The sequence below is a fragment of the Arthrobacter sp. JDC6 genome, from assembly GCF_056484025.1.
The window spans coordinates 3495977-3519923 of the sequence record NZ_CM151278.1 but is presented as its reverse complement, the minus strand read 5'-3'; the positions used below and the strand labels follow the sequence as shown (position 1 = coordinate 3519923).

The following is a 23947-nucleotide window of genomic DNA, read 5'->3' as shown; positions in this document are numbered from 1 at the left end:
TCTGGCGGTCATTACAAAAAGGAAGCCGGTGCACGTGGTGTGCCGGCTTCCTTTATGACTTCTTCTGTCGCATTCCGGATGGTAGAAACGGAACCGGGTCCGCCTGTGGATAAGTTCGGTCGCCGAATTGTGACGTGGGCTACCCTTAACTCACTGTCCGGAGCAAGCCGTCTTGAAATTTACTGGGGGTACAGCGGCCCATGACATCACAGAACTTCTTTACGTCCCGCGCTGTGCGGTCCGGGGCAGCAGCCCTTGTTATTGGTCTTTCACTGGCTCTGTCCGGCTGCAATTCCGGGGGCTCTCCGGGGCCGGGCGGCACTTCGTCGCCCGTGGCGGCCGAGACGCCCACAGCCAGCACCACGCCGACTCCCACCCCCACACCCAGCGCCGTCTATAAGCCAGCCGACGCGTCCGGGCCCGCCCAAAACGTTCCCGTCCCCGTGTTGCCGGAAGTAGCCAAGACGGAAACGAAGGAAGGACTAGAGGCGTTTACTGCCTATTGGTTTGAACTACTCAATTACGCTTACCAGACTGGTGATGTGGCGGGCCTAGAGTCAGTAACCTCGCCAGGCTGTGACTATTGCTCGAAACTAAGCACTTCTCTGATTACCAACTATCAAGGGAATCGCTGGCTGTCGGGTGGGAAGATCACGATTCCCGTCAGAACGACTACGTTTGAGAGATCTGCTGATGGAAACTTCCAAGTCATTTTGCAGGTCCTGCAGAGTCCTATCAGTTACTACGAGCCCGGCGGCAGGGAGTTTAGAACTGCCAGTAACGGTTCGAACACGGGCAACGTACTGTTGGCCAACTTCGAGGCTGGCGCCTGGCGCGTCAACGATCTGCATCCCTTACGCTGATGCTTCGATTAAGCTCGCGAAGCATTGTTTCGTTCCTGATCATATTGGTGGTTTTGAACGCCGGGCTCGTGCCCCCAGGATTTGCGGATGACGGTCTTGAAGCTGATTTCGGTGAGGTGGGAATAGACGTTGACAGTTGGACTAAGGATCCAGTCACCGGTCATATCTCTCCACCTGAACCTGGGACTGTAAGCACCGACCCCAACGAGTACAAGTACGAGCTCCAATGCCACCTCGGCGGAGGAGACTTTGACACCCCTTGTCTTGCCCGCCAGCTCGACTGCAAGGACCGGGAGGACGGTGCCAAGGGCATTCCGGTCGTGTGGCTGTCGCGGCCGCGGGGCGTACCCGGCGCGGTTTGGGCGCATCAATCAGGACCCACCTGCCTTTACGATCCGAAGCCCGAGGACCTCCTGCCCCGGATCGCCGCCGATATCCAGCGCCAGTTCCAGAACCTGCCGGTCAACGCCGGGAAGGTTGTGGCGCAGCCCAGCCCCAATACCCTCCGGGGCGCGGAGACGAACTTTTACGCGGAAGCGATTGAACAGCAGTTCGACATCACCATGTTCGGCCAACAGGTACACGTGGTGGCGACACCCGTCCAATACACCTGGAACTACGGGGACGGCACGGTTTTCGGCCCCCAGCCGTCAATGGGCGGCGCCTTGCCGCAGGACAGGTGGGGCGAGAAGACCCGGACCAGCCACGCCTACGCATCCACCGGCGATTTCCAGGTGGTGCTGACAACCTCGTTCCAAGGCACCTATTCGGTGAACTCCGGTCCACCCCTTCCGATACCCGGCCAGGGCCAGTTCAGCGCGCCCCCGCAAGGGATCAGCGTCTGGCGCTCGCTCACCCGCAACTACGCCGACGACTGCAACGCCAATCCCCAGGGGCAGGGCTGCCCGGGTGCCGGAGCACCACGTTAGGTTCAAAAGCAGGGCAGAACTGGCTGTGATCCCCATCGCACCAGCGAAAGTCCGGAATAGTTGCACGCGCCCCACAGTTGGCAAAGGCAGTACGTCTTCAGCCTTCGAAAGGAACTGCGCATGCTGTTTTCCCCACTCACCCTCGGCGAACTTGAACTTCCCAACCGGCTGGTGATGGCACCCCTGACCCGCCTCCGCGCCGGTCAGGAAGGCATCCCGGGCCCGCTCGTCGTCGAGCACTACCGCCAGCGCGCGTCCCTTGGCCTCATCGTCAGCGAGGGCACCTACCCCACCCCCGCAGGACAGGCCTATCCCGGCCAGCCGGGCATCGTCACCCAGGAGCAGGTTGCAGGGTGGAAAAAGGTTACGGATGCCGTCCACGCCGAAGGCGGGCGCATGTTCGCCCAGATCATGCACGGCGGCCGGGTTTCGCACCCTGACATCACCGGCGGTCTGCCCATTGTCGCCCCCAGTGCAGTAGCGATTGACGGCGACGTCCGGACGCCGGCCGGCAAGAAGCCTTACCCGGTGCCGCAGGCACTGACCACCGATGAACTCCCCGTCGTCATCCAGGAGATCGTCAACGCCTCCCTGAACGCAATTGAGGCAGGGTTCGACGGTGTGGAACTGCACTCGGCCAACGGTTACCTCCTGCACGAGTTCCTGGCGCCGAATTCCAACATCCGGACCGACAGCTACGGCGGATCACCCGAGAATCGCGCCCGTTTTGTGATCGAAACGGTCAACGCAGTGGTTGCCGCCCTCGGCGCAAACCGGGTGGGCCTGCGCATTTCCCCGGAGCACAACGTCCAGGGCATTGCCGAGACCGACGCCGCGGATGTTCGTGCTACGTACGAAGTCCTCGTGGACAGCATTGCGCCGCTCAACCTCGCCTACCTGAGCATCCTGCACCACGAACCTGCCGGCGAACTTGTCCAGGACCTTCGCGTACGCTTCGGCGGCACCTTCCTGGTGAACACAGGCTTCGGCGTGGTCACCACCCGGGAAGAAGCCGTGAGCCTGGTGGCTGAGGGCCATGCGGACGCCGTGGTGGTGGGCCGCCCCGCGATCGCCAACCCGGACCTTGCCCGCCGCTGGAAGGAAAGCCTTCCGCTGAACGAGCCCGATGCCTCCACCTTCTACGCCGAAGGCGCCACCGGTTACACGGATTACCCGGCCTACCAGGGCTGAGCGGCTTACCAGGGCTGAGCGGCGGATCGGCTGAGCCGAACAAAACGACGACGGCGGCACCCATCATGGGTGCCGCCGTCGTTGGCTGTCTGGGGTGCTGGTCCCGGGCAGCAACACCGGAAGGTCATCCGACGACCTCACGGCTGAAGAATTATGTGGCCCGCCGGACTCCATCGGATGCCGGCGGTGATCAGATGCTACTCCAACGAATGGACTCTTACCAGAGCCAGTTTTGCCGCAAGGAAAAAGCGCTAGAGCACGGCTTCCCGGCCGGTCCCTTCCTTCATCACCAAGCGCCCGTCCTCGATGGACACCAGCACACTCTTGGGCCTGCCGCTGACCTTGGTGATGGCTTTCAGCCCACGGTTGGTGACCTCAACGCCCACCTGGGCACCCTTGGCCGGCAGCTCTACCGAGACCTCTGACGCGATGCCGAGAAGCGGATTCGTGGAAATCCCCACATCCCTGCGCACAGCCTTCCCGTTCACGGTCACGGTGATGTTCGCTTCGTCGAACCCGTCCTGAAACACAACCAGCAATTCCCGCATGGTGGCCTCTTCCTCGAGCATGGGTGCCAGTGATGGCTAGTCCACTACAGCACTTTGCGCGTCCCAGGGGAATACCTGCTTCTCCCTATGGCGCCTCAGCGAGTACGGCGGCGGTGGAGCCCCGCAGGCCGGTAAGGCAAGATGTTCTGGTGACCCAAATGCCAGGACCTTCCGCCGCTTCCGTCCGCCCCAGCGCATCAGGGGAGGACGAACTCTTTGCCCAGATCGCTGCTGAGCTGGGGGTCAAGGCTTGGCAAGTGAAGGCTGCAGTTGAATTGCTCGACGGCGGGTCGACAGTTCCGTTCATCGCCCGGTACCGCAAGGAAGCCACCGGGACGCTGGACGACACCCAACTCCGCGACCTCGACGAACGGCTCCGCTACCTCCGGGAGCTGGCGGACCGCCGTCGTGCCGTCCTCGACGCGATCGAAGCGCAAGGCCAGCTGACGCCGGAACTGCGCAAGGCAATCTTGGCGGCGGACACCAAGTCGCGGCTTGAGGACATCTACCTGCCGTTCAAGTCCAAGCGGCGGACGAAGGCCCAGATCGCCCGGGAAGCAGGCCTGGAGCCGCTCGCGGACACACTCTTGAAGCGGCCGGACCTGGATCCCGACCGCGAGGCCGCGAAGTACCTCAACAGCGCGCATTCCGTTGATGACGCCGCCGCCGCGCTCGCAGGTGCACGCTCCATCCTGGTGGAAAGGGTGGCCCAGGATCCCGACCTCGCAGCAAATTTGCGGGACCGGCTGTGGGTCCAGGGCCGGATGGTGTCCCGCGTCAAGAAGGGCAAAGAGGCAGAAGGCCAGAAATTTGCGGACTACTTTGAGTTCGCCCAGGCGCCGGACAGGATGCCGTCCCACCGGGTCCTCGCGCTGTTCCGCGGGGAGAAGGACGGCATCCTTGAGCTGGACCTCGCCGAAGCCGATCCATCGGACGACGCCGCCCTCACCGCCGCCCGCGCCCGCTACGAGTCCGCCGTGGCCAGGTTCCTCGGGGTCGCCGACCGCGGCCGCCCCGCCGACGCCTGGCTGCTGCAGACCGCGCAGGTGGCATGGCGCTCCCGCGTGCTGTCCCGCCTCACCTCTGATCTTCGGGCAAGGTTATTCGCGGCGGCGGAAGACGAAGCGGTCAGGGTGTTCGCGGCAAACCTCCGCGACGTCCTGCTGGCCGCCCCTGCTGGAAACCGCGCCACGCTGGGGCTGGATCCCGGACTGCGCACGGGCGTCAAGGTCGCAGTGGTGGACGGCACCGGCAAGGTGGTGGCCACAGACACGGTCTACCCGCACGCCCCGGCACGCAGGTGGGACGACGCCCTGGCCACCCTGGTGCGGTTGGCGCGGCAGCACGCCGTCGAACTCGTAGCCATCGGCAACGGCACGGCGTCGCGCGAGACGGACAAATTGGCTGCCGAACTGATCAAGCTCCTCCCGGACGTGGACCGGAAACCGCAGAAACTCGTGGTGTCCGAGGCTGGCGCGTCCGTCTACTCTGCTTCCGCGCTCGCCGCCGCGGAACTGCCGGGAATGGACGTTTCGCTCCGGGGCGCCGTTTCCATTGCCCGGCGGCTGCAGGATCCGCTGGCCGAACTCGTGAAGATCGACCCCAAATCCATCGGCGTGGGCCAGTACCAGCACGACGTGACGGCGTCGAAGCTGGACCGCAGCCTGGACGCCGTCGTGGAGGACTGCGTCAACGCCGTGGGTGTTGACGTCAACACCGCTTCGCCCGCGCTGCTGAGCCGGGTGGCCGGCGTCGGTCCTTTGCTGAGCGAAAACATTGTGGCCTACCGGAACGAGCACGGACCCTTCAACAAGCGCACCGACCTCAAGAAGGTACCGCGGCTGGGCGCGAAGGCCTTCGAACAGTGTGCCGGCTTCCTGAGGATCTCCGGAGGAGCCGAGCCGTTGGACGCGTCGAGCGTGCACCCGGAGGCATACGCCGTCGCCCGCAAGGTTTTGAAGGCCGCCGGCGCGGCCCCGGCGTCGTCCCTGGACCCACAGAAGTTCGTTGACGATACCTTCGGTCTGCCGACGGTCAGGGACATCTTGGCTGAGCTGGACAAACCGGGGCGCGACCCCCGGCCCGCCTTTGCCGCCGCCACCTTCTCGGAGGGGATCGAAAAGATCGCTGATCTATTGCCGGGCATGATTCTCGAAGGAACCGTGACCAACGTTGCGGCGTTTGGTGCCTTCGTGGACATCGGAGTCCACCAGGACGGCCTGGTCCACGTCTCCGCCCTGGCCAACCGCTTTGTGTCCGATCCGCGCGAGGTGGTGAAGTCCGGCCAGGTGGTCAGGGTCAAGGTCCTGGAAGCTGATCCTGAGCGGAAGCGGATTTCGTTGACCCTAAGGCTCGACGACGAACCGGCCAGCGGCGGTGCAGGTTCCGGGCGGAGCGGCTCGGCGAAGCCCGGGGCAGGGAGACCGGGCGGGAACGACAACCGCCGGGGAGCGGGCGGCGGCAAGGGTGAGCGCAGTGGACGCCCGGACCGGCAACAGCCAGGGAAGCAGCCGTCAGGCAGGACCGCGGGTGGTGGCCGTCCCACTCCTGTAGCCCAGCCCGTCAACACGGCAATGGCGGAGGCGCTCAGGAAGGCCGGCCTGGGCAAGTAGTCCATCAGGGCTTTTGGCAGTGGCGGCTTTTCTGCAAGGGTGGAGTATGACCTATTTCCTGGAGTACACAGTTCCTGCCGCTCCCGGTGATGCCGAGTTCGAGTTCCCGCACGACGAGATCAACACCGGCACCACGGTTCCGCTGACCCAGACCGGCGCCGACGTGGTGCACACGCCCGAGCTCCCGGCCCGTACGGCAATTATCGGAGCTACCGTGCCCGAGGCGAAGCTCGAGGCTGAGCAGCTGATCACCCACAGCCGCGCCTCGGAGGCATCCTTGTACTTCGACCCGTCGAACTCCCTGCAGGCGGGGGTGGGCACGCTGGTGAGTACTTTCAGCGAAGGCCAGGGCTGGCAGGACGTCTAAAGGTTTGCATCAGCCGGATCGTGAGGTTTAGCCGGTGGCGCTGGCGCAGACCAGGCGTGGCCTGCCGAATCTGGTCCGGACTCCAGGCGAGTAGAGGACAGACTCGGGCGGCCCGCCCACACTGATGCCGGCAGCTTTGATGAGTCCGTCGCTGAGCTGGTGGACATTAGCTCCGAACAGTGGCCACGCTTGGTGCGTGTTTGGTATGAAGGCCGTCCTTCCGAAGAAGTGCCCATGCATGCCGAACCTGGCGGTCAGAAAGACTGACAGGGGATCGCCGGCGGCGGCGCGGAGTCTGGGAACCACCGTGAAGTCGCTGCGTGCCGCCGCGCTGCCGAACCGGCGCACGGAGTAGCCCACAGGAAATTCATCAGTGATCGCGGCGGCCTCGACCTCGCTGTGGCCATGCTGGCGCCGGACGACGCTACTGCCGGGAAAAGGCGGCCTTTGCCGGATACGGGACCACACGTAGGGAATTCCCACCGCTCGCGTTGCCAGAACGACGGGCAGCCGGTTCGCATCCAGGCTCAGGAACACTACGCCGCGGGTCCCATTTGGTTCCCGCGAATACAGCCGAACGTTGACCTCGTTGAAGCTCCCCAGATAGGGAATGCCCGGCCCGCGTCCAAGTCCCGCCTGTTCCATGCGGAAACCGATCAGGCCCACCCACGAACTGCCGTCGAACACGTCCGGCCGGACGCCATCGGGCATGAAAGTTGCTGCCTCTTCCTCCGTGATGCGCCAGTGGAGGAAGACTGCGTCGAGCCACCGCTGGTCGGAGAATACCGGCGCAGGAAGTTCCGGTGGCCGCGGCCACACTGCCGGGGCACCCAAGTTTCCGGTCAAGGCCCATGTGCTCCTTCGATTGGCCCGGCTGAATAGGCTCGCTGGACTGATCTAGGCAGAGAAATTCAGCAACGTTCGCACTGATGTGCCCGTCATGCTTGAAGCCTAACTGAGGCTGCCGGTCCCCGGGTGGTGTTGTCGAAGGAAGGGCCGGGCCGAAAGAGCCTGATGGCAAGGGGGGTCCCGGCCGGGACTTCTGGGCAACCGTAGTGGCAAGGCCGTCTGGTCTTCATTCGTGTTGGTGGGGTGGTGGTGGGGGTTTGAAGTAGTGGTTTTGTTGGGGTTTTTGGGTGGGGTCGAGGTGGGGTGGGGGGATGAAGGTTGGGGTGTGGTTGGTGGTGGTGATGGTCCATTGTTCTTTGTGGATGAGGTGGTGGTGGTGGCTGCAGAGCAGGACGCCGTTGTTGGTGGTGGTGGGTCCGCCGTGTGACCAGTAGGTGATGTGGTGGGCTTCGCACCAGGGTGCGGGGATGGTGCAGTTGGGGAAGGCGCAGCCTTGGTCGCGGGTGGTGAGGGCGGTGCGTTGGGCGGGGGTGAAGAGGCGGGTTTTGCGGCCGAGGTCGAGGATTTCGCCGTGGGTGCCCAGGAGCGCGGGGATGATGTCGGCGTCGCAGGCGATTTTGCGCAGGGTGGTGGCGGCGACGGGTCCGGTGAACGCGAAAGCCCCGGTCCCTGCCTCTGTCCCTGTGCCTGTCTGTGTCCCTGGTGGTGCGGGTATTCCCGGCCGTTTTCCTGTCGCTGTTGCTGTGGTGTGGGTGGGGAAGAGGTCCCGGTAGTGGATGGTGGCGATGATTTGGGGTTTGTTGCCGCCGGTGGTGGGCAGGGTGTTGGTGGCGAGTGCGGTTTTGGTGGCGGTGATGATGCCGTCGAGTTGTTTTTGGGCGCGGGTGCGCCGGTCCAGGTCAGGCGGGGCCGGCTGGGCGGTGTGGTCGGTTGCGTTGTTCGCCGTTGGGATGTTCCCGGTGCCGGTGCGGGGGTTGGTGGCGGTGTTCATGACGGTGAGGAGGTGTTCGTATTGGTCGGTGGTGGCGAAGATTTCGAGGTGGTGCAGGCCGTGGCGTGGTTTGCGGATGAAGGCGCCTTGCGTGTGGCGGAGGGCTTCTTCGGTGGGTTCGGTGCCGTCGGCGTCGATGGTGTCGGTCCAGCGTTGGGCCAGGCGGGTGAGGAAGTCGGGGTCGGTGCTGGTGGCGGCGGTGGTGAGGTGCTCTTCGATCCGGTCCAGGGTGTCCGGGGTGGTGTGGTGTTGGAGCCGGTCCAGGGTGGCGGTGATGAGGGTCGCGGCGTAGGAGGACACGGCCGGTGCCTGGAGGGTGGTTCCGGTGGGCGGTTGCGGGGTGGTCCCGTCAGTGGCGGGGTGGGGTGTGAGGGCGGTGGCGAGGTGGGGCCGGGTTGGTGGGAGTGGTTGGCCGGTGAGGCTGGTGCGGGGCAGGGTGTGCTGGGCGAGGGTGAGGCGGCGGCGTGCTTCGCGGATGGGGATGCGGAGCCTGAGGCGGAGGAACTCCGCGGTGTTGCGGCAGCCGTCATCGGCAGGGGAGGGCGGGGCCAGGGGTCTGCGGGCTGCTGTGGTCCTGGCCGTGGCCTGGGTGATGGCCTGGGTACGGGTGCGGTCCACGGCGGCGGCGGCCAGGAGTTGTAGATACTCCACGGTGCGGGCAATGTTCTCGACCCGGGCGGCGTAATCGGCGGCCTCGACATAGGTGGCGGTGGCCAGGAGGCCCGGGGCGGCCAGGGCGGCGGTGGCGAGTTCTTCGGCAAGTGCCCCGACGATGGCAGGGCCGGATCCCTCCCCGCCGGGGACGGCGCGAAGGCGGGCCGGACTCGTCCGCCGGCTGCCGGCGTCGTCAGCGTTCCCGCCGAGCAACCCACCGTATAACCCGCCGAACGGCCCGTCCAGCTGCTCCCCAATGGCCTCCATAACCCAACTCTGCCAGCCACCACCGACAATCAAGAGCCCCCAAAACACCTATGTGGAAAACCCAACCCCGGGTGCTCAGCGTGGGGCGGCGGCGGAGCCGGTACGGGCCGCGGCCGGCTCCTTTTGCCAGGGCCAGCGCCCCGTGATTTCCAATTCCAGGGAGAAGCTGAGGAACGTCCTGATCAGCACGATGATGGCCAGCACCCCAACGCTGGCGAACGTGGGCGTGACGGCAACGGTGCGGATGATGTCGGCGGCGACGAGCAGTTCAAGGCCCAGCAGGATGGACCGGCCCAGCAACTGGCGGTAGGACCGGTAGAAACCCAGCTTCCCGGCCCCCGGCGGAAGCTGGCGCGGCTGATGGCCACGGATCGCCAGCGGGAGGGACACCACGGCCCCGATCACCATCACCGCGACTCCCGCAAAGTCGACAAGCTGCCCAACTGCCTCAATGACCTGCCGAAATTCCATGCCCCGCCTTAGCTCGGGCCAGGCATCCCGCGGCCAACCTGGCTGTAACCCATTGGACGGCGGCCTTCGTCACGGATGGCGGATGCCGTTCCCTGCTATGACGTCCCTGTACCCTTCCCGGAACGTGGGAAACGTGAAGGTGAACCCGGTGCTTCGGAGCAGGTGGTTACGGCAACGCTTGTTGCCTCCACGAGCGGGACCGGCGTCACCCACCCGGGGTTCTGGAAGCCCAAGTTCGGCTGCAAGGAACCGCAACACGGAACCCAGCTCGGCCGGCTCATCATCCACGCCGTTATATGCCGGCGCGGGCGCAGCCTCCATGGTGGCAAGGTGCACAATGGCGGCCGCTGCATCGTCACGGTGGATCCGGTTGGTGTAGCGCACGTCCTCGGGAACAACGGCCGAGCCTGTCTTCACCTGGTCAATCAGCCGCGTCCGGTCCGGCCCGTAGATGCCTCCCAACCTGAGCGCAATAGCGGTGGTCCCGGTTCCCGCAAGCCTGTTGTGCAGGAGATCCTCGGCTTCCACCAGCACCCGTCCGGAGAAGCCGCCCGGATCCGGCGCCGTGGATTCGTCCACCCAGCCGCCACCCGCATCGCCGTAGACGGCCGTGGAGGAAACAAATAACACGCGGTCCGGGTGCACGCCGTCACGCTCGAGCGCATCCAGGACATGTGCCACACCACGTACATACGCCGTCCGGTATGCCTCCTCCGAGGGGGAATCGGCAGCGACGGCAATGACGACGGCGGTGGTGTCCGCAGGGACTGGCGGCAGTTCGGGCGAGCCCAGGTCCGCCGCAGCACCTTCAATGGCTGCCGGAAGCTTCGCAGGGGACCGGCGCCAGCCCACAACCCTGTGCCCCGACGCAGCGAACCTGAGCCCCGCTTCGGTACCCAGGTCGCCGCACCCTGCCAAAAGAATCGTCACGGCCTACGGCGCCTCAACCGGGAAGAACACGCGCGGATCCTGCAACAGCGCCGGGTACGCGAACGCGGAGCGGTCAATGATCTCCATGACCTCGAAATTCCTGCCAAAGCGGCCGTCATCGAGGGTGATGGGGCGCCCCACGACCTGTCCCACGGCGAACCTGGCTCCGTTCTCGAACGGAACCGCAACCGGCGTCTTCCCCGGGAGGGTCCGGAACGCCTCCTCCTGCGCCGCGCGCTTGCGGGTGGGCTTCTTCTCCTGAGGCTTCGGGGGCGCCTTCTTGGGCGCCCGTGACGGCCGGCGGGACCCGTCGTCCACGTAGACAGGGGAGTAACCGTCATCTCCGGCCGACATCGCGGCCGCGGCAGCAGCGCTCCGGTTCACCGGCGGAAGCGCAACGGTCCTGAGCGACTGGGGGTCGACGTCGTCATGCGGCTCCCGCAGGATCCAGAGAATGTCCCCCTCCGGTTCCTGCGGCAGGAATTCGTGCCGGGGTTCTGGCCAGACGTAGTCCATGTCCGGAATGGCGTCCGGGAAAACGGACGTGTAGAACTTCGGTTCCTTGTGCACCAGCTTGGAACGGTGGCTCAGGTGGAAGTCGGGGTCCCCGAGCCAGGGCGGCAGGATGATCTTGGCGGCGTAGTCCGGATGGGCAGCCTGCGGCGCAAACTCGGCGATGTTCGCCCGGGTGTTGTCCGGGTGGCCACGTTCGATCCATTCGTCCACCATCGCCAGCCCATACATGGTGAGGGCCGGCACGTGGCCCATCCACATGCGGATCGCGGGGTGGGTCTGCCAACCGTACCCGGGAATCACCAGGGCGCGGAGGGTCTGCAGCGCTTCAACCCGCTGCTTGCCCAGCCGTGCAGTGTCCAGGGCTTTGGCGCTTTGGCGGAAGTCAGGGTACGGGAGGAAGGTTTGCATCTATTCAGTCTGACGGTCCCCGGCGGAAGTGCCAATTGCTGTGCCAACGGCCACATCGGGGAGGGGTTAATGTCCAAATAGTGGACGCATGCATACGACGTTCAGGTTAAACCACTAAGATCACCGCAACCCCAACCGCGTTTCGGAAGCTCTCTCATGACATCTACACCTGACAAAGCAGTCGCCCACGCCCGCACCGCCCTGCCCCGTTTCGGGCAGATGCTGGCCCCGGAAGCCCAGGGAATCCTGGTCCTCGACGAGTTCACCATCGATCCCGCCGCCGCGCGCAAGGACCAGCACCGGTTCCGCGACGGCATGGCCACCGTGGCCAGGACGGTCCGGCGGATCGCCGCCCTTCGCGTGGTCATCGCGCTTGTGGCCATTGGCAACCTGCCCCTGTTCCTGCTGTCCAGCGGCGTGTGGATCTACGGAGTCTCACTCGCCCTGGTCGTTGCGGTCCACGCAGCAGTGACGCTGCTCAACCGGCACGAACCGCGGCTCAAGCAGCGCTCCGCCCTGGAACTGCACATGCACCGCGAACGCAGCGCCAACTACCGCAAGGTGCGCGACGCCGTGAAATACATGATCGACACCCCCAGCCGCATGAACGAGCACCTCTACCTGGAGTTGCTGGCCGTCAAGCGTGTCGCCCTGAACCTTGCGCACGGCACGGTTGCCCTGCTGGACACCAGCGACGACTCCGCCTGGAAGGTGCGGATCGTCCGCGAACTGCCGGCCAGCTGACCGGCGGTTCCCTGCCGACTCCGGCAGCGGCCCGGGAATTAAAAGAACGACGCCGGCACATCCCTTGTGGGGGTGTGCCGGCGTCGTCTTTTGGTCAACGGAATTTGTCTATCGCCGACCTGTCTGTGTCGCCTTCCAAAAGGCGGGCGGCCAGGGGGCCGCTGGTGATGCCGCCTCAGGCGTTACGCGGGAAGCTGGATAACCTGTCCCTCGAACACGAGGTTCGGATCCGAAATAGTGTCCAGGTTGGCGTCGGCAAGATGCTGCCAGCCGCCCTGGATGCCCAGCTTGTCGGCAACAATGCTCAGGGTATCCCCGGCCTGCAGCGTGTAGGTCTCGCCGCTAAGGGCAACCGACGTAGCATGCCGCGGCGCCGGTGCCTGCTTAACCGGAGCACTTTGAGCCGGGGCACTTTGAACCTGGACGCTCTGCGTGGGAGCAGCCTGGACGGGCGCGCTCTGGACCGGGGCTCCGCCGCCACCGCTCAGGCCGAGCTGGGACGCGCAGGAGGGCCAGGCACCCCAACCCTGGGAGGCCTGGACCCGCTCCGCTACCGCGATCTGCTGTTCACGGCTGGCATCCGCGGGGGAGCCGGTTCCGCCGTAAGCGGCCCAGGTGCTGGAGGTAAACTGCAGGCCGCCGGAGAAGCCATTACCGGTGTTGATGGACCAATTGCCGCCGCTCTCGCACTGGGCGAGTGCATCCCAGGTGGAGGTCGGGGTGGCTGCGTTGGCCGCCGTGGCTGAGAGGGCCAAACCTGCCGCGGAGACGGCGGCCAGGGTGACTCCACGGCGTGCGGCAGTACGGAATTTGGTGTTTTTCATGATGGTGATGCTCCTGAAGGCCACCAGCGCTGGTTCCGTCCCCGGAGATCGTCGCGCCACTGCCCGCCCCTGACAAATAGAGGTCACTGTCGGTGGCTGCCGCTGGGCAGTTCTGGTGGAGGCAGCACCGGGCAATCAAAGAGCCCGCCGGGCGGGCATGCATTTCACGCTAGGACATCGCTTTGGCGTTATCAAATCGAGATTCCAGCAGGGGTGTCGGGTAGGTGCAGTGCATCTGCGGGGAGCCGGCGGTCTTTAAGGCGTCGAAGTCCCGGGCAGGCGCAAAACCGGGAGGGGCACTATCCTGACCGGATGGACAACTTTGCCGGCGGCAGCACCATGCCCGAAACCGAAACGGACCCTGCGGAACCCGCAGCCCCTGCCAAGCCCCTCCCGGTGGCAGAACTGCACCTGCACATCGAGGGCACGCTGCAGCCCGAGCTCATCTTTGCCTTGGCCGAGCGCAACGGTATTGCGCTGCCGTATTCCGGTCTGGACGAACTCCGCGAGAAGTATGAGTTCACGGATCTGCAGTCCTTCCTTGACCTCTACTACGCCAACATGGCGGTGCTGCGAACCGAGCAGGACTTTGCGGACATGACCCGGGCCTACCTGGAGCGGGCTGCTGCCGCCGGGGTCCGGCACGCGGAAATCATGATGGACCCGCAGGCGCACCTCTCCCGCGGCATTCCCCTTGAGGCGTGCGTCAGGGGTGTGGCATCGGTGCTGGAGACCTCGGAGGAGGACTACGGTCTCTCCACCATCCTGATCGCGGCATTCCTCCGGGACCTGCCGGAGGACTCCGCGCTGGAAGTCCTCGGCCGGCTGCTGGCCATGAATGCGCCCATCGGTGCCATCGGCCTGGATTCGGCCGAAGTGGGAAACCCGCCGTCCAAGTTTGAGCGGCTGTACGCGAAGGCGCGTGAAGCAGGCCTGCGGTTGACGGCGCACGCGGGGGAGGAGGGCCCGGCGTCGTACATCATCGAAGCCCTGGACCTCCTGGGCGTGGAGCGGATCGACCACGGGATCCGCTGCATGGATGACCCCGACCTGGTGGAGCGCCTGGTGGACGAACGCATTCCCCTGACGGTCTGTCCCCTGTCCAACGTCCGGCTCCGTGCCGTAGACACCCTGGCCGACCATCCGTTGCCCGCGATGCTGGCCGCCGGACTCAACGTCTCGGTCAACTCAGACGATCCCGCCTACTTCGGCGGCTACGTGGATGACAACTTTGCGCAGCTGACTTCGGTGTTTGAACTCTCTGATTTCGACAGGGCACGCCTCGCAGCGAACTCCATCCATTCCTCGTTCGCGTCAGAGGAGCGGAAAGCGGAGCTGCTGGCGGAATTGAACGGCAGGGAAGTGTCCGACTGACCGCTGCTGTGTCGGGGGCAACAGCCGGTCTTTCTGCCCGGTAAACTAAGTGCCGCAGGCGTGTCTGGGGAGTGCAGGGCAGCATCCATGCCAGCACTTGAGGGTTATGCAGACAGCCCTTACCCGAGACCTCCGCCTCACTTGCGGCACAATCCGCTTCATAGTCGGTCACGACACGCAGAATTTACCAATTAAAGTCGCGCGATTTAATGGGCTGTTGGCAAGATGCCTAAGACCGATCGCTTTTATATAAGGGGAATCATGGCCAAGTCCACCGCAGAAAACACCTACCTTCGACTCAAGACCGTGCTCGATGTCCTGACCGAAGGCGTGTGGTCCGGCGATGCACTGAATGCAGGCCAGGTCCTGGCGGAAGCAACTGCCCGCGTGCCGTTCAACGAGCATGAGGCAGAACTTCTCAGCGGCGGAATCCCGCGCGGCCACAAGACCCTCACCTCCGCCACCGCCAAGCTGGTCAAGGCCGGCTGGCTGATCAAGGGCCGCTCGGGCTGGACCATCACCGAGGACGGCATGCGCGCTACCGTCGCCTTCCCCGACGCTGATTCCTTCGCCGCAGCGCTCGACGCCGGCACTCCCGTCCCTGCCGATACTCCCGTTCCCACGGCTCCCGAAGGCTTTGTCCGCCCGGTCTCCGCCGCCGCGGCGACGCTGGAGGTTCCGGCCAAGGAGGAGGCTCCGAAGAAGACCGCCAGGAAGGCTCCCGCGAAGAAGGCCGCCTCGGCGGTGGGCAAGGCAGCCAAGGCGATCGAAGACGCCGTCGAACCCGTAGTGAAGGCAGTACGCAAGGGCAAGGCTTCGGCCAAGGACAAGGCAGCAGCAGCCCCCGCTGCCGAGACCTCCGCCGCCACCGAGCCGTTCGAGGGCCCGGACGTTGAAACCCTTCCGCAGCCCGAAGCTGTGGCCTTGGCTGGTGACTTCAACACCATCCTGGGTGCCCCGGAGAACTGGGCACCGCAGTACGACGAAGCGCAGATGGAATTCGATTTCCTGGACCAGCTGTGGAAGAAGAGCGCCGAGCTTCCCGCCGGGTTCTACACCTTCAAGATCGCCCTCAACCGATCCTGGACTGAGAACTACGGTGCCTTCGGCACGTTCGACGGTCCCAACCACGAGTTGCACCACGCCGGCGGCAAGGTGACCATCCGCTACAACCACGCCACCCGCGACATCACCATCAACTAAGGGATGCATCCGCCCGGCCGGGCCGCGCTGACTGTCGTTTCCAAACAACGGTGACAGGTAGCGCGGCCCGGCCGGGACGGCAAGCTGCGGACGAGGAGGTCCACCATGGGTAGGCACGCAGGGCCCGCGCAGGAAAACCCGGCGCAGGCCAATATCCGGCTGGACGCGCGCGTATCCGGCATGGTGCAGGCTGTGGGCTTCCGCTTCCGGACCATGGGCCAGGCTGAGGACCTTGGACTTTCCGGCGAAGTGAAGAACCTCGACGACGGTTCGGTTTCCGTGGTGGCCGAGGGGCCCGAGCCGAAGGTGCGCCAGCTCCTGGAGTGGCTCAAATCCGGCCGCACGCCGGGCCGGGTGGACAACGTGGAGGCATCGATATCCGAAGCCTCCGGTCAATTCCGCGGCTTCCGGGCGCACTGAGTCGCTCCCGCGGCAGCGACGTTCCCGCGGCGCCGTCAGGGGGCCTGTCCCGCACTAATCCCGCGGACTAAGCCCGATGAAGGCCCCGAGTTCCTCCAGCCCCGCGGGCTTGTGCGGCATGTAGCTGGTGAGGTCGGGGGAACGGATGATGACCGCGCGCCACTGGCCGCGGGACACCGCCACGTTGATGCGGTTCCGGTTGAGCAGGAACTCCGCTCCCCGCGGAGCCTCTGAGACGGCCGAGCATGCCATGGAGACCAGCACTACGGGAGCTTCCTGGCCCTGGAACTTGTCCACGGTGCCCACCCGGACATCGGGCAGTCCGGCCTCCGCCAGGTGCCTGCGGATCAGGTGGACCTGGGCGTTGTAGGCGGCCACCACCAGCAGGTCCTGCTGCCCGAGGGGGCGGGATTCGGTGTCCGGGCCGCAGGTCCATTTCAGGCCCAGGTGCCGGCGGGCCTGGCTTACCACTTCTGTAGCTTCTTCTTTTGACGCGGTGGCGTTGCCGGTGTGGTTGACGAACACCGTCTCCACCCCGGGCGCCAGGACCTCCAGTTCGCGAAGGGACGCGGCCGGAGCCGATGCCAGCCTTCCCTCGTAGCCGAGGTTCGACACTGCCCGGCACAGGTCCGGATGCATCCGCCAGGTATCGGCGAGGAAGTAGCCCAGGCTTACGGGAAGGGTGGCGTGGCCGGCCGCGAGCCAGCCAAGCGCGGACTGGTCCACTGGTTCCGGGTGCGCGCCCTGGGTGACTTGCGGGAGCTGCTGGGGGTCGCCCAGCAGGAGCAGCCGCGTACCCGCGACGCTGACCGCCAGGGTGTTGGCCAGCGAGAACTGCCCGGCCTCGTCAATGACCAGGAGATCGAGGGACCCGGCGGGGACTTCCTTGCCGGTCATGGTCCACGCGGTGCCGCCCACCAGGCATCCGCCCGGGGATGCCAGCAGGCGGGACACGTCGCCTTCTGAGGTGAGGTTCCAGGGGACAGGATGGGGTGCGGCCAGTTTCTTGCCCACCACCTGGGGGTCCACTCCGCCGGTTTCGATTGCCCGGCAGAGCAGGTTTTCCACCACGTTGTGGGACTGGGCAACCACCCCGACCTTCCAGCCCTCGGCCACCAGCCTGCCGATGACGTGGGCACCAACGTAGGTCTTGCCTGTCCCTGGCGGACCCTGGACGGCCAGATAGGAGTGGTCCAGGTCCCGCAAAGATTCGGTGATGGCCCCCGCGTAATCGGCTGAACCATCGTCGCCATGCCGGACGTCCGCCGGCCCTGGCAGCGAGTGGAACCGCGGCGGCAACTTGCGCAGGATGTCCAGGCCCGGTTGCGCGGGGAGGGACGGCACCGAAGCCCCGACAGCGCTGGCGATGTCCGCGATGGCTGCTTCAATGCTGGCGGTGGCCAGGGGCTGGTCCTCCGTGAGTGCCACCGGAAGGTGCGGATAGGCGCGAACTTTCCCGGTCTCCCGCTCGGCAATGGTCACGAAGTGTTCCGGGCTGTCCGGTGCCGGCTCCAGTTCGCTGATCCTGGTCCCGAAGGAGTAGGCCCTGGTCCCCGGGGCAGCGTCCGGGGCGGTCATGCCATCAGGTCCCGGGGCGTCGTACAGCCGGCACCAGTTGGAGTCGGCGCGGAAATCGGAGCCCTCCGTCATGGTGCCTCGGAGCTTCAGGACGCGGGTTTGCATCCGTTCCCGGGGCTTGGCCAACGCCCAGTCCGAGACGACTTCCGCTGACGATACAACGAACACGTTGCGTTGGTCGGACCAGTTTTCCAGCGGCGCCTCGACCCGGTCGAAGTGTTGCCACCAGAACTGCTTGCGCTCACGCCGGTGATATCCGGTGGCTGCCGCAACCATGGCGATGGCACGCTCGTCGTCAGTCCACGGGCGGTTGTCCGGCAGGCCGGCAAGATACTCGCGGAGCCGACGTTCTTCGGCGGTTTCGTCCTGTGCATCCTGGCGTCCGTCGACTGCGGGATCTGTCGGGGGAGCAACGGTCAAAGCAGCCGCCGCAGGGGCGTCCCCTGACGCTTGGGCGTCCGCACGGGCCACGGAAGCGATTCGAAGCAACCAGTCACGCAGCCGAAGGGTGGAGAGGCAGTCGTACCGGTTGTAGTCGGAAATCGACGCCAGGATGGTGTCGGCCTCGTCCTGCCGCCCTTCATCGCGGGCGGCACAATAGGCGGCGTAGGCCACCACCGAAGCGCCGGCGTCCTTGACGTCCCCGGACCGGAGGTTGTCTCCCATGTACAGCGGTTCAAGCTTCTTGATGGAGTACGACGCCTCCGAGATCCGAAGGGAATGCCGCACCGTGGCGTACAGGTCCACCAGCAGCCCCTGCCGGAGCCAGTCATCCACCGTGTCCTCGCCCGCCTGGTGCGCAAGCGAAAGGTTCCGCAGCGCGGTCTTTTCGTACGGGGCGTAGTGGTAAACGTGCATGTCCGGGTACCGGGCACGCCGCTTTTCCACGTAGTCCAGGAAGTCCAGGAAGGCGCGGCGCTCCCCGGAACGGGAGTGCGCCCAGAACGGGCGGAAGACGGGATCGCCTTCCGCACCAGGCACCGGGGCCTCGATGACGCCAAAGAGGTACTCAATGCCCCACGCGCCGGTGGCCGGGTCCTGCCACAGCGGATCGCCCTCGAAGTCGAAGAAGATGTCCCCGGCACTGGGGGCGGGCAGCGATCCGATGGTGTTGTCCGGAAAGACCGTGTAGGAGACCGTGTGCGGCTGGCCATCCTTGGTAAATGTCCTCGAGCCTGCGGGCTGGTCCAGGCCCAGCTGCATCCTCGCCTGGGCGCGGAGCCGGGCCACGGAGTTCCTGGCTTCGCCGGCCGGCATGGCTGCCAGTTCATCGATGCTGGTGATCTTCGCAGCATGAAGTTTCCGTCGCTGGACCACGGACATGCCCGCCACCATCAGCAGATCCCTGTGCAACTTCACCTGCTCGGCGCAGTAGTCGCAGCGCCCGCAATGCACGACGCCGGGCTGCTGCCACTGGACGGGACCATCGGCCGCCCGGTGGGTGGCTGTGAGTTGGCGGAAGCGCCGCCGTCGTTCACGGAAAACGGGCAGCAGGTCCGGCAGGGAATGGCTGCTCCGCAGCCAATCGTCGCCGACGCGGGTGCCGAGGACCAGCGTGACGGCGGGGGAGGGATCCAGCCCCATCCCGAGGAGCTGGTCGCCGTAGGCAGCCAGCTGCAGCAGGGCCCCCACCTTGGCGTGCCGGGCAAGTTTGGTGTCCCAGACCTCGTACCGGCCGGGGTTCCCGGTGCCTGCCGCCTCATTGACCAGGAAATCCGCGTAACCAAGGAACTCGCCGTCGAAGAAGGTGGCCTGGAACACGACGTCCGCCCCGGACCGCAGGGCAAGTTCGGTCTCTGCGTGTTTCGCCTGAAGCTCGCCCCGGAGGTTTTGGCCGCGGTCCAGTGAGTAGACGCCGGACCCGCGGCCCGCGTCCCATTGGCCGTACTTGGCCACCAGGCTGGCCAGCACGGTCTGTTCATGCCGGTCGCCCAGTTCGCCGGCGCGCTTCTGCATCTCATCGACCGGGAACTCTGCCTTGGGAGTACGCCCCAGCTTTTCGTCCAGGATTCGCAGCGTGCGGTACTCACACTCGGAAGCTGCCACAAGGTCGCTGGCGGAGAAGACCAGGTCCGGCGGCGCAGCGGATCCGGCATGATGACCGGCAGCGTCCAGCAGAAACACGGGGCCTCCCCAACTGTTTGCGGGCCCGGAGACGGTTTCCCTGGCCTGGAATCAAACCTAGCAAGAGGGACTGACAAACAGGCACCGTGGGTAATTGGTTAGCCCATTTGGGTGGTTGGAATTTCCGTGGACGCCGGACTCCCGCAGCAGTACCCTTTCAGTGCGGGCAGCCGCCACAAGCGCCTGGCCGGGAGATGAAGAAGGCGCCCATCCAACTCCGGCGCCGCGTTTGGGTCTGCGATCTGGGGGCAACCAACCGGCCCTATCGGCTGCTGCGGGCCTTGGCCGCCGCCGGCAGCTAACGGAAATCCCATATCCCAGAAACGGTTCCAGTCATGACTGTCCTTCTTCGCCGCGCTGCCATCTTCAGCCTCGCCGGGCTGTCCATCCTCGCTGGGAGCGCCGCTCCGGCCCAGGCAACCAACGACGCCGCCAGTTGCGTCGGAATTATTGTTTCCACCCAGGCGCAGGCAGGGGAGCTTGACGTGAACTACTTCAAGGACCTGGCTGATGACGAAGACGCACCCAATTTCGGGCAATTCGTCCAAGGCGGTGCGCACTTGCACTACGGCTCGATGGAGGCATGCCTTCCTGATTAGCTCCTGATCAGCCAGCCTGACCAGGGCGCGCGCGACGGCGGGACTTCCCGCCGTCGTCGGCCGCACACCTTGGGTGACTTAAGTCAGGCGGGCAACGCTCCGCCGTGAAGGACGCCGGGCAGCCGCGTCGGAGAACAGCTCCGGGGTGGATTCCTGGATGCGCTGGACGTCCTCGAAGACGGCGCGAAGGTGAAGGCGCAGGCGGCTGTCCGCATCGGAAAGGTCGTTGGCTTCCAGTGCGTCCACCACGGCCGTGTGCTGCTCGATCAAGGTGGAAACGGGCCGGGTGTCCAGCAGGCTCATCCGGCGCGCCCGGTCCAGGTGTGCCTTGGCGGAGTTGACCGCACTCCAGGCGGATTCGTGTCCGGCCAGGCGCAGGAGTTCCCGGTGGAAATCCTCGTCCAGCCGGAAGAATTCCTCCACGTCGCCGCTGGCGTCAGCATCCGACTGCGCCTTGAGAATACCCCGCAGGACGCCGATGCCTTCCGCGTCCACGGCGAGATCCCGGAGCGACGCGCACTCGATGGCTTCGCGGATGAACTGCGCTTCGGAGACCCGCGCCAGGTCCACCAGCGAGACGAACGAGCCGATCTGGGGAAAGACCTGCACCAGTCCTTCCTCGCGGAGCAGGATGAGGCTCTCGCGTACCGGCGTGCGGCTGACGCCCAGCTCCTGCGCCAGCTCGTTCTCGGATAGGGGCTCGCCCGGCGGGAGTTGCAGCGAGATGATCCTGCTGCGGAGCGTCTCGAGGGTTTGGTCGCGCACCGAAAGCCGGGGGGAAGCACCTCTTTTGTCCGTTGCCATGCCATTAGTCTAGCCCGTTGACACACTAGAATGGTAGTGCTTGTATGGTAGTAGAAATCGAAGTGCTGCCGGTTCACTGATGCCCATCCGAGGGGCCCGGCCGGGCAGTCCACAGCTTTCCGCTGTTCAATCCCCTTCAACGTTTTTCCTCCCCCTAGACAGCATCACCTGCAAAGGAGCAACTGATGACCGAAAGCATTGCACCGCCTACCAGCAGCAAGGTTGAAGCCCGGAACACCCGCGACCTCGCAAAGGTGGCCGTCTCCGGCTGGCTTGGCACGGCCATGGAATTCATGGACTTCCAGCTGTACTCCCTGGCAGCCGCCATCGTCTTCAACAAGATCTTCTTCCCGGACGTCAGCCCCGTCATCGGCCTGATCGCCGCGATGGCCACCTACGGCGTGGGGTACGTTGCCCGCCTCTTCGGTGCTGTCTACTTCGGCCGCATGGGCGACCGCATCGGCCGCAAGAAGGTCCTGTACATCACCATCGCCCTGATGGGTGCCTCCACCACCCTGATCGGCGTACTTCCCACCTACGCCATGGTGGGCATCTGGGCACCCATCCTCCTGGTGGCCCTGCGCCTCATCCAGGGTTTCGGGGCCGGCGCGGAAATCGCGGGTGCCACGGTGATGCTGGCGGAGTTCGCTTCGGCTCGCCGACGCGGCATCATCTCTTCCCTGGTCTGCCTGGGCACCAACTCCGGAACCCTGGGCGCCTCGGCATTGTGGGCCATCCTGGTCAGTTCCCTTTCGCAGGAGGACCTGCTGAGCTGGGGCTGGCGCGTCCCGTTCCTTGCCAGCTTCGTGATCATGCTGTTCGCCGTCTGGATCCGCCGCTCCATCAAGGAAAGCCCGGTCTTCGAACAGCGTGCCGACGTGGTTGACGGCGTGGCACTCACCAAGGACAAGATCAAGAGCGCAGCCGCAAAGGCCCCCGAACTCGCGGGAACCAGCACCATCGAAGCTGCCCTGCACCAGAAGAAGGGCAAGGCGTTCCTGATCGCACTGGGCCTGCGCTTTGGCCAGGCCGGCAACTCCGGACTGGTGCAGACCTTCCTGGTGGGCTACCTGGCCACCGTCCTGATGACGGACAAGAGCGTGGGCACCAACGCGATCATGTACGGCTCGATCCTCGGCTTCGTCACCATCCCCTTGATTGGCCTCCTTGGTGACCGCTTCGGCCGCCGCCCCCTGTACCTGGTGCTCAGCGCCCTCACTGCCCTCTACGCCATCCCGATGATGCTCATGATCACCAGCGGCAATTCGGCGCTTATCACCATCGCCATGGTCATCGGCCTGAACCTGGGCGTGCTGAGCCTCTTCGCCATGGAAAGCGTCACCATGGCCGAGTTCTTCGGTGCCCGCACCCGCTTCACGCAACTGGCGCTCGCCAAGGAGATCGGCGGCATCCTGGCCACAGCCATCGGCCCGCTGCTGGCGGCAACGCTTACCGCAGTCACCGGACACTGGTGGCCGCTCGCCGCCATGGTCATCGGCTACTCGCTGATCACCCTGGTCTCCGCAGCTGTTGGCCCCGAGGTCCGCGGCCGCGACATGGTCCGCCTGGAGGACGCAGTATGAAGGCAGTCGTCGTCCACGGTGCCAACGACCTCCGCATCGATGACCGGCCCGAGCCCGTCGCCGGGCCGGGAGAGGTAGTGCTCGACGTCGAATGGGGCGGCATTTGCGGCAGCGACCTTTCGTACTGGCGCCACGGAGCGTCGGGTACCGCGGCGCTGAAGTCACCGCTCATCCTGGGGCACGAGGTGGCGGGCCGGATCGCCAAGCTGGGCGCCGGCGTCGAACATCTCGAAGTGGGCCAGCCCGTCACGGTGCACCCGGCCGAACTGGTGGGGGACGGCGCGCTGCCGGACCGCCTGCAGGGCAGGACCAACCTCTACCCGCAGATCAGGTACTTCGGTTCGGCGGCGTTCGACCCCCACACCGACGGTGGTTTCAGCGAACGGAAACTCGCCAAGGCATTCCAGGTCCGGCCGCTTCCGGACGGGGTGGACACCCTCCGTGGGGCACTGGCGGAGCCGCTCGCCGTTGCCATGCATGCCGTCAGCCGCGCCGGCAGCCTTCGAGGCCGCGACGTGCTGGTCAACGGTGCCGGGCCCATCGGGTCGCTGGTCACGGCGGCCGCCAAGTACGCCGGAGCCCGGACCGTGATTGCCACCGACATCAGCGACGCGTCCCTGCGGATTGCCAAGGCCATGGGCGCAGACGAGGTACTGAACGTCTCGGACACTGCGCTCCCCACGGACATGGAGCTCGTCTTCGAGGCCACCGGGATCCCTGCCGTTTTGGGCGGAGTCCTGCGCGCCACGGCCCGCGGCGGCACCGTCGTCCAGGTGGGCAACCTGCCCGGCACCCCTGCGGCCTCCGCGCTGGGGGACCTGGTCACCCGGGAAATCACCTGGATCGGGTCCTACAGGTTCGTGGATGAAATCACCGATGCCTTGCAGGCCATGAAGGACGGCCTGGACGTCTCGCCCATCATCACCCACAAGTTCGCCATCGAGGACGCGGCGCAAGCCATGCAAACGGCCGCGGACCCCGCGGCCGGCAGCAGCAAGGTCATGCTCCACCTCAGCTCGGACTGACACCCACCCCACCAAAACAGCGGTAAGTGCCCGTTCTGAACCCTCACAGCGGGCACTTACCGCCACCTAACAT

General features: G+C 65.6%; 21 protein-coding genes. 12 read left to right on the top strand and 9 right to left on the bottom strand.

Features of this window, described 5'->3' with window-relative positions:
* The first annotated feature begins 200 nt into the window (after nt 1-200).
* The 3 genes from ACV095_RS16295 (at nt 201) to ACV095_RS16285 (ending at nt 2983) form a co-directional block, all read left to right on the top strand.
* Nucleotides 201-863, top strand: a complete 663-nt coding sequence (locus ACV095_RS16295; protein ID WP_478222292.1) for a DUF6318 family protein — start codon at nt 201-203, stop codon at nt 861-863.
* 320 nt (nt 864-1183) lie between these two features.
* Nucleotides 1184-1792 (top strand): PKD domain-containing protein, encoded by a 609-nt coding sequence (locus ACV095_RS16290; protein ID WP_478222291.1) that lies wholly within the window; start codon nt 1184-1186, stop codon nt 1790-1792.
* Nucleotides 1793-1912: 120 nt separating this feature from the next.
* Nucleotides 1913-2983 (top strand): alkene reductase, encoded by a 1071-nt coding sequence (locus ACV095_RS16285; protein ID WP_134165609.1) that lies wholly within the window; start codon nt 1913-1915, stop codon nt 2981-2983.
* A gap of 251 nt (nt 2984-3234) precedes the next feature.
* Here the strand turns inward: ACV095_RS16285 and ACV095_RS16280 are convergent, their stop codons facing one another.
* Entirely contained in the window at nt 3235-3552 is a 318-nt protein-coding gene (locus tag ACV095_RS16280; RefSeq protein ID WP_478222290.1) for a hypothetical protein, read from the bottom strand.
* A gap of 137 nt (nt 3553-3689) precedes the next feature.
* Between ACV095_RS16280 and ACV095_RS16275 the strand changes: the two genes are divergently transcribed.
* Nucleotides 3690-6143, top strand: coding sequence for a Tex family protein (locus ACV095_RS16275; protein WP_478223467.1), 2454 nt, complete (start codon nt 3690-3692; stop codon nt 6141-6143).
* Nucleotides 6144-6189: 46 nt separating this feature from the next.
* Nucleotides 6190-6510, top strand: a complete 321-nt coding sequence (locus ACV095_RS16270; RefSeq protein WP_018769623.1) for a hypothetical protein — start codon at nt 6190-6192, stop codon at nt 6508-6510.
* A gap of 27 nt (nt 6511-6537) precedes the next feature.
* On the opposite strand, the gene ACV095_RS16265 is transcribed toward ACV095_RS16270, so the two are convergent.
* From ACV095_RS16265 to ACV095_RS16245, 5 genes are all read right to left on the bottom strand, one after another.
* Nucleotides 6538-7356 carry a YqjF family protein gene (locus ACV095_RS16265; protein ID WP_223993952.1) on the bottom strand — a complete coding sequence of 273 codons (819 nt, stop codon included), beginning with the start codon at nt 7354-7356 and terminating at the stop codon, nt 6538-6540.
* A gap of 229 nt (nt 7357-7585) precedes the next feature.
* Nucleotides 7586-9271 (bottom strand): HNH endonuclease signature motif containing protein, encoded by a 1686-nt coding sequence (locus ACV095_RS16260; RefSeq protein ID WP_478222289.1) that lies wholly within the window; start codon nt 9269-9271, stop codon nt 7586-7588.
* Nucleotides 9272-9346: 75 nt separating this feature from the next.
* Complete coding sequence (locus ACV095_RS16255; RefSeq protein ID WP_478222288.1) at nt 9347-9742, bottom strand: DUF1622 domain-containing protein; 396 nt, start codon at nt 9740-9742, stop codon at nt 9347-9349.
* Between the two features lie 69 nt (nt 9743-9811).
* Nucleotides 9812-10672: an SDR family oxidoreductase gene (locus ACV095_RS16250; RefSeq protein WP_478222287.1), complete on the bottom strand. Its 861-nt coding sequence runs from the start codon at nt 10670-10672 to the stop codon at nt 9812-9814.
* 3 nt (nt 10673-10675) lie between these two features.
* The gene (locus ACV095_RS16245; protein WP_142068461.1) at nt 10676-11596 is read right to left on the bottom strand and encodes an MSMEG_6728 family protein; all 921 of its coding nucleotides are present in this window, start codon (nt 11594-11596) and stop codon (nt 10676-10678) included.
* Between the two features lie 156 nt (nt 11597-11752).
* On the opposite strand from ACV095_RS16245, the gene ACV095_RS16240 reads away from it, so the two are divergent.
* Nucleotides 11753-12340 carry a hypothetical protein gene (locus ACV095_RS16240; RefSeq protein ID WP_018771396.1) on the top strand — a complete coding sequence of 196 codons (588 nt, stop codon included), beginning with the start codon at nt 11753-11755 and terminating at the stop codon, nt 12338-12340.
* Between the two features lie 182 nt (nt 12341-12522).
* On the opposite strand, the gene ACV095_RS16235 is transcribed toward ACV095_RS16240, so the two are convergent.
* Nucleotides 12523-13164 carry a LysM peptidoglycan-binding domain-containing protein gene (locus ACV095_RS16235; RefSeq protein ID WP_056389450.1) on the bottom strand — a complete coding sequence of 214 codons (642 nt, stop codon included), beginning with the start codon at nt 13162-13164 and terminating at the stop codon, nt 12523-12525.
* Nucleotides 13165-13476: 312 nt separating this feature from the next.
* On the opposite strand from ACV095_RS16235, the gene ACV095_RS16230 reads away from it, so the two are divergent.
* The 3 genes from ACV095_RS16230 to ACV095_RS16220 all read left to right on the top strand — a co-directional run bounded on the left by ACV095_RS16230 (nt 13477) and on the right by ACV095_RS16220 (nt 16161).
* Complete coding sequence (locus tag ACV095_RS16230; RefSeq protein WP_478222286.1) at nt 13477-14538, top strand: adenosine deaminase; 1062 nt, start codon at nt 13477-13479, stop codon at nt 14536-14538.
* Nucleotides 14539-14799: 261 nt separating this feature from the next.
* Nucleotides 14800-15741, top strand: coding sequence for a pullulanase X25 domain-containing protein (locus ACV095_RS16225; RefSeq protein WP_018771393.1), 942 nt, complete (start codon nt 14800-14802; stop codon nt 15739-15741).
* A 105-nt stretch (nt 15742-15846) separates the two neighbouring features.
* Nucleotides 15847-16161, top strand: a complete 315-nt coding sequence (locus ACV095_RS16220; protein ID WP_056389332.1) for an acylphosphatase — start codon at nt 15847-15849, stop codon at nt 16159-16161.
* Nucleotides 16162-16215: 54 nt separating this feature from the next.
* On the opposite strand, the gene ACV095_RS16215 is transcribed toward ACV095_RS16220, so the two are convergent.
* Entirely contained in the window at nt 16216-19863 is a 3648-nt protein-coding gene (locus ACV095_RS16215) for a TM0106 family RecB-like putative nuclease (protein WP_478222285.1), read from the bottom strand.
* 335 nt (nt 19864-20198) lie between these two features.
* On the opposite strand from ACV095_RS16215, the gene ACV095_RS16210 reads away from it, so the two are divergent.
* Complete coding sequence (locus ACV095_RS16210) at nt 20199-20462, top strand: hypothetical protein (protein ID WP_018771390.1); 264 nt, start codon at nt 20199-20201, stop codon at nt 20460-20462.
* A 78-nt stretch (nt 20463-20540) separates the two neighbouring features.
* Here ACV095_RS16210 and ACV095_RS16205 read toward each other — a convergent pair whose 3' ends face one another.
* The gene (locus ACV095_RS16205) at nt 20541-21266 is read right to left on the bottom strand and encodes a GntR family transcriptional regulator (RefSeq protein ID WP_056389338.1); all 726 of its coding nucleotides are present in this window, start codon (nt 21264-21266) and stop codon (nt 20541-20543) included.
* Between the two features lie 185 nt (nt 21267-21451).
* Here ACV095_RS16205 and ACV095_RS16200 point away from each other — a divergent pair, with 185 nt between their 5' ends.
* Nucleotides 21452-22849: an MFS transporter gene (locus tag ACV095_RS16200; protein ID WP_018771388.1), complete on the top strand. Its 1398-nt coding sequence runs from the start codon at nt 21452-21454 to the stop codon at nt 22847-22849.
* On the top strand, nt 22846-23874 hold the full coding sequence (locus ACV095_RS16195) for an L-idonate 5-dehydrogenase (protein WP_478222284.1): 1029 nt from the start codon (nt 22846-22848) through the stop codon (nt 23872-23874). Before ACV095_RS16200 ends, ACV095_RS16195 begins: the two co-directional genes overlap by 4 nt.
* Nucleotides 23875-23947 lie beyond the last annotated feature (73 nt).

What these genes read in the sequence shown, in the direction of transcription:
- ACV095_RS16295 (WP_478222292.1), top strand. Translation starts at nt 201, where the DNA reads ATGACATCACAGAACTTCTTTACGTCCCGCGCTGTGCGGTCCGGGGCA.
- ACV095_RS16285 (WP_134165609.1), top strand. Translation starts at nt 1,913, where the DNA reads ATGCTGTTTTCCCCACTCACCCTCGGCGAACTTGAACTTCCCAACCGG.
- ACV095_RS16280 (WP_478222290.1), bottom strand. Translation starts at nt 3,552, where the DNA reads ATGCTCGAGGAAGAGGCCACCATGCGGGAATTGCTGGTTGTGTTTCAG.
- ACV095_RS16275 (WP_478223467.1), top strand. Translation starts at nt 3,690, where the DNA reads ATGCCAGGACCTTCCGCCGCTTCCGTCCGCCCCAGCGCATCAGGGGAG.
- ACV095_RS16270 (WP_018769623.1), top strand. Translation starts at nt 6,190, where the DNA reads ATGACCTATTTCCTGGAGTACACAGTTCCTGCCGCTCCCGGTGATGCC.
- ACV095_RS16260 (WP_478222289.1), bottom strand. Translation starts at nt 9,271, where the DNA reads ATGGAGGCCATTGGGGAGCAGCTGGACGGGCCGTTCGGCGGGTTATAC.
- ACV095_RS16255 (WP_478222288.1), bottom strand. Translation starts at nt 9,742, where the DNA reads ATGGAATTTCGGCAGGTCATTGAGGCAGTTGGGCAGCTTGTCGACTTT.
- ACV095_RS16245 (WP_142068461.1), bottom strand. Translation starts at nt 11,596, where the DNA reads ATGCAAACCTTCCTCCCGTACCCTGACTTCCGCCAAAGCGCCAAAGCC.
- ACV095_RS16240 (WP_018771396.1), top strand. Translation starts at nt 11,753, where the DNA reads ATGACATCTACACCTGACAAAGCAGTCGCCCACGCCCGCACCGCCCTG.
- ACV095_RS16235 (WP_056389450.1), bottom strand. Translation starts at nt 13,164, where the DNA reads ATGAAAAACACCAAATTCCGTACTGCCGCACGCCGTGGAGTCACCCTG.
- ACV095_RS16230 (WP_478222286.1), top strand. Translation starts at nt 13,477, where the DNA reads ATGGACAACTTTGCCGGCGGCAGCACCATGCCCGAAACCGAAACGGAC.
- ACV095_RS16225 (WP_018771393.1), top strand. Translation starts at nt 14,800, where the DNA reads ATGGCCAAGTCCACCGCAGAAAACACCTACCTTCGACTCAAGACCGTG.
- ACV095_RS16220 (WP_056389332.1), top strand. Translation starts at nt 15,847, where the DNA reads ATGGGTAGGCACGCAGGGCCCGCGCAGGAAAACCCGGCGCAGGCCAAT.
- ACV095_RS16210 (WP_018771390.1), top strand. Translation starts at nt 20,199, where the DNA reads ATGACTGTCCTTCTTCGCCGCGCTGCCATCTTCAGCCTCGCCGGGCTG.
- ACV095_RS16205 (WP_056389338.1), bottom strand. Translation starts at nt 21,266, where the DNA reads ATGGCAACGGACAAAAGAGGTGCTTCCCCCCGGCTTTCGGTGCGCGAC.
- ACV095_RS16200 (WP_018771388.1), top strand. Translation starts at nt 21,452, where the DNA reads ATGACCGAAAGCATTGCACCGCCTACCAGCAGCAAGGTTGAAGCCCGG.
- ACV095_RS16195 (WP_478222284.1), top strand. Translation starts at nt 22,846, where the DNA reads ATGAAGGCAGTCGTCGTCCACGGTGCCAACGACCTCCGCATCGATGAC.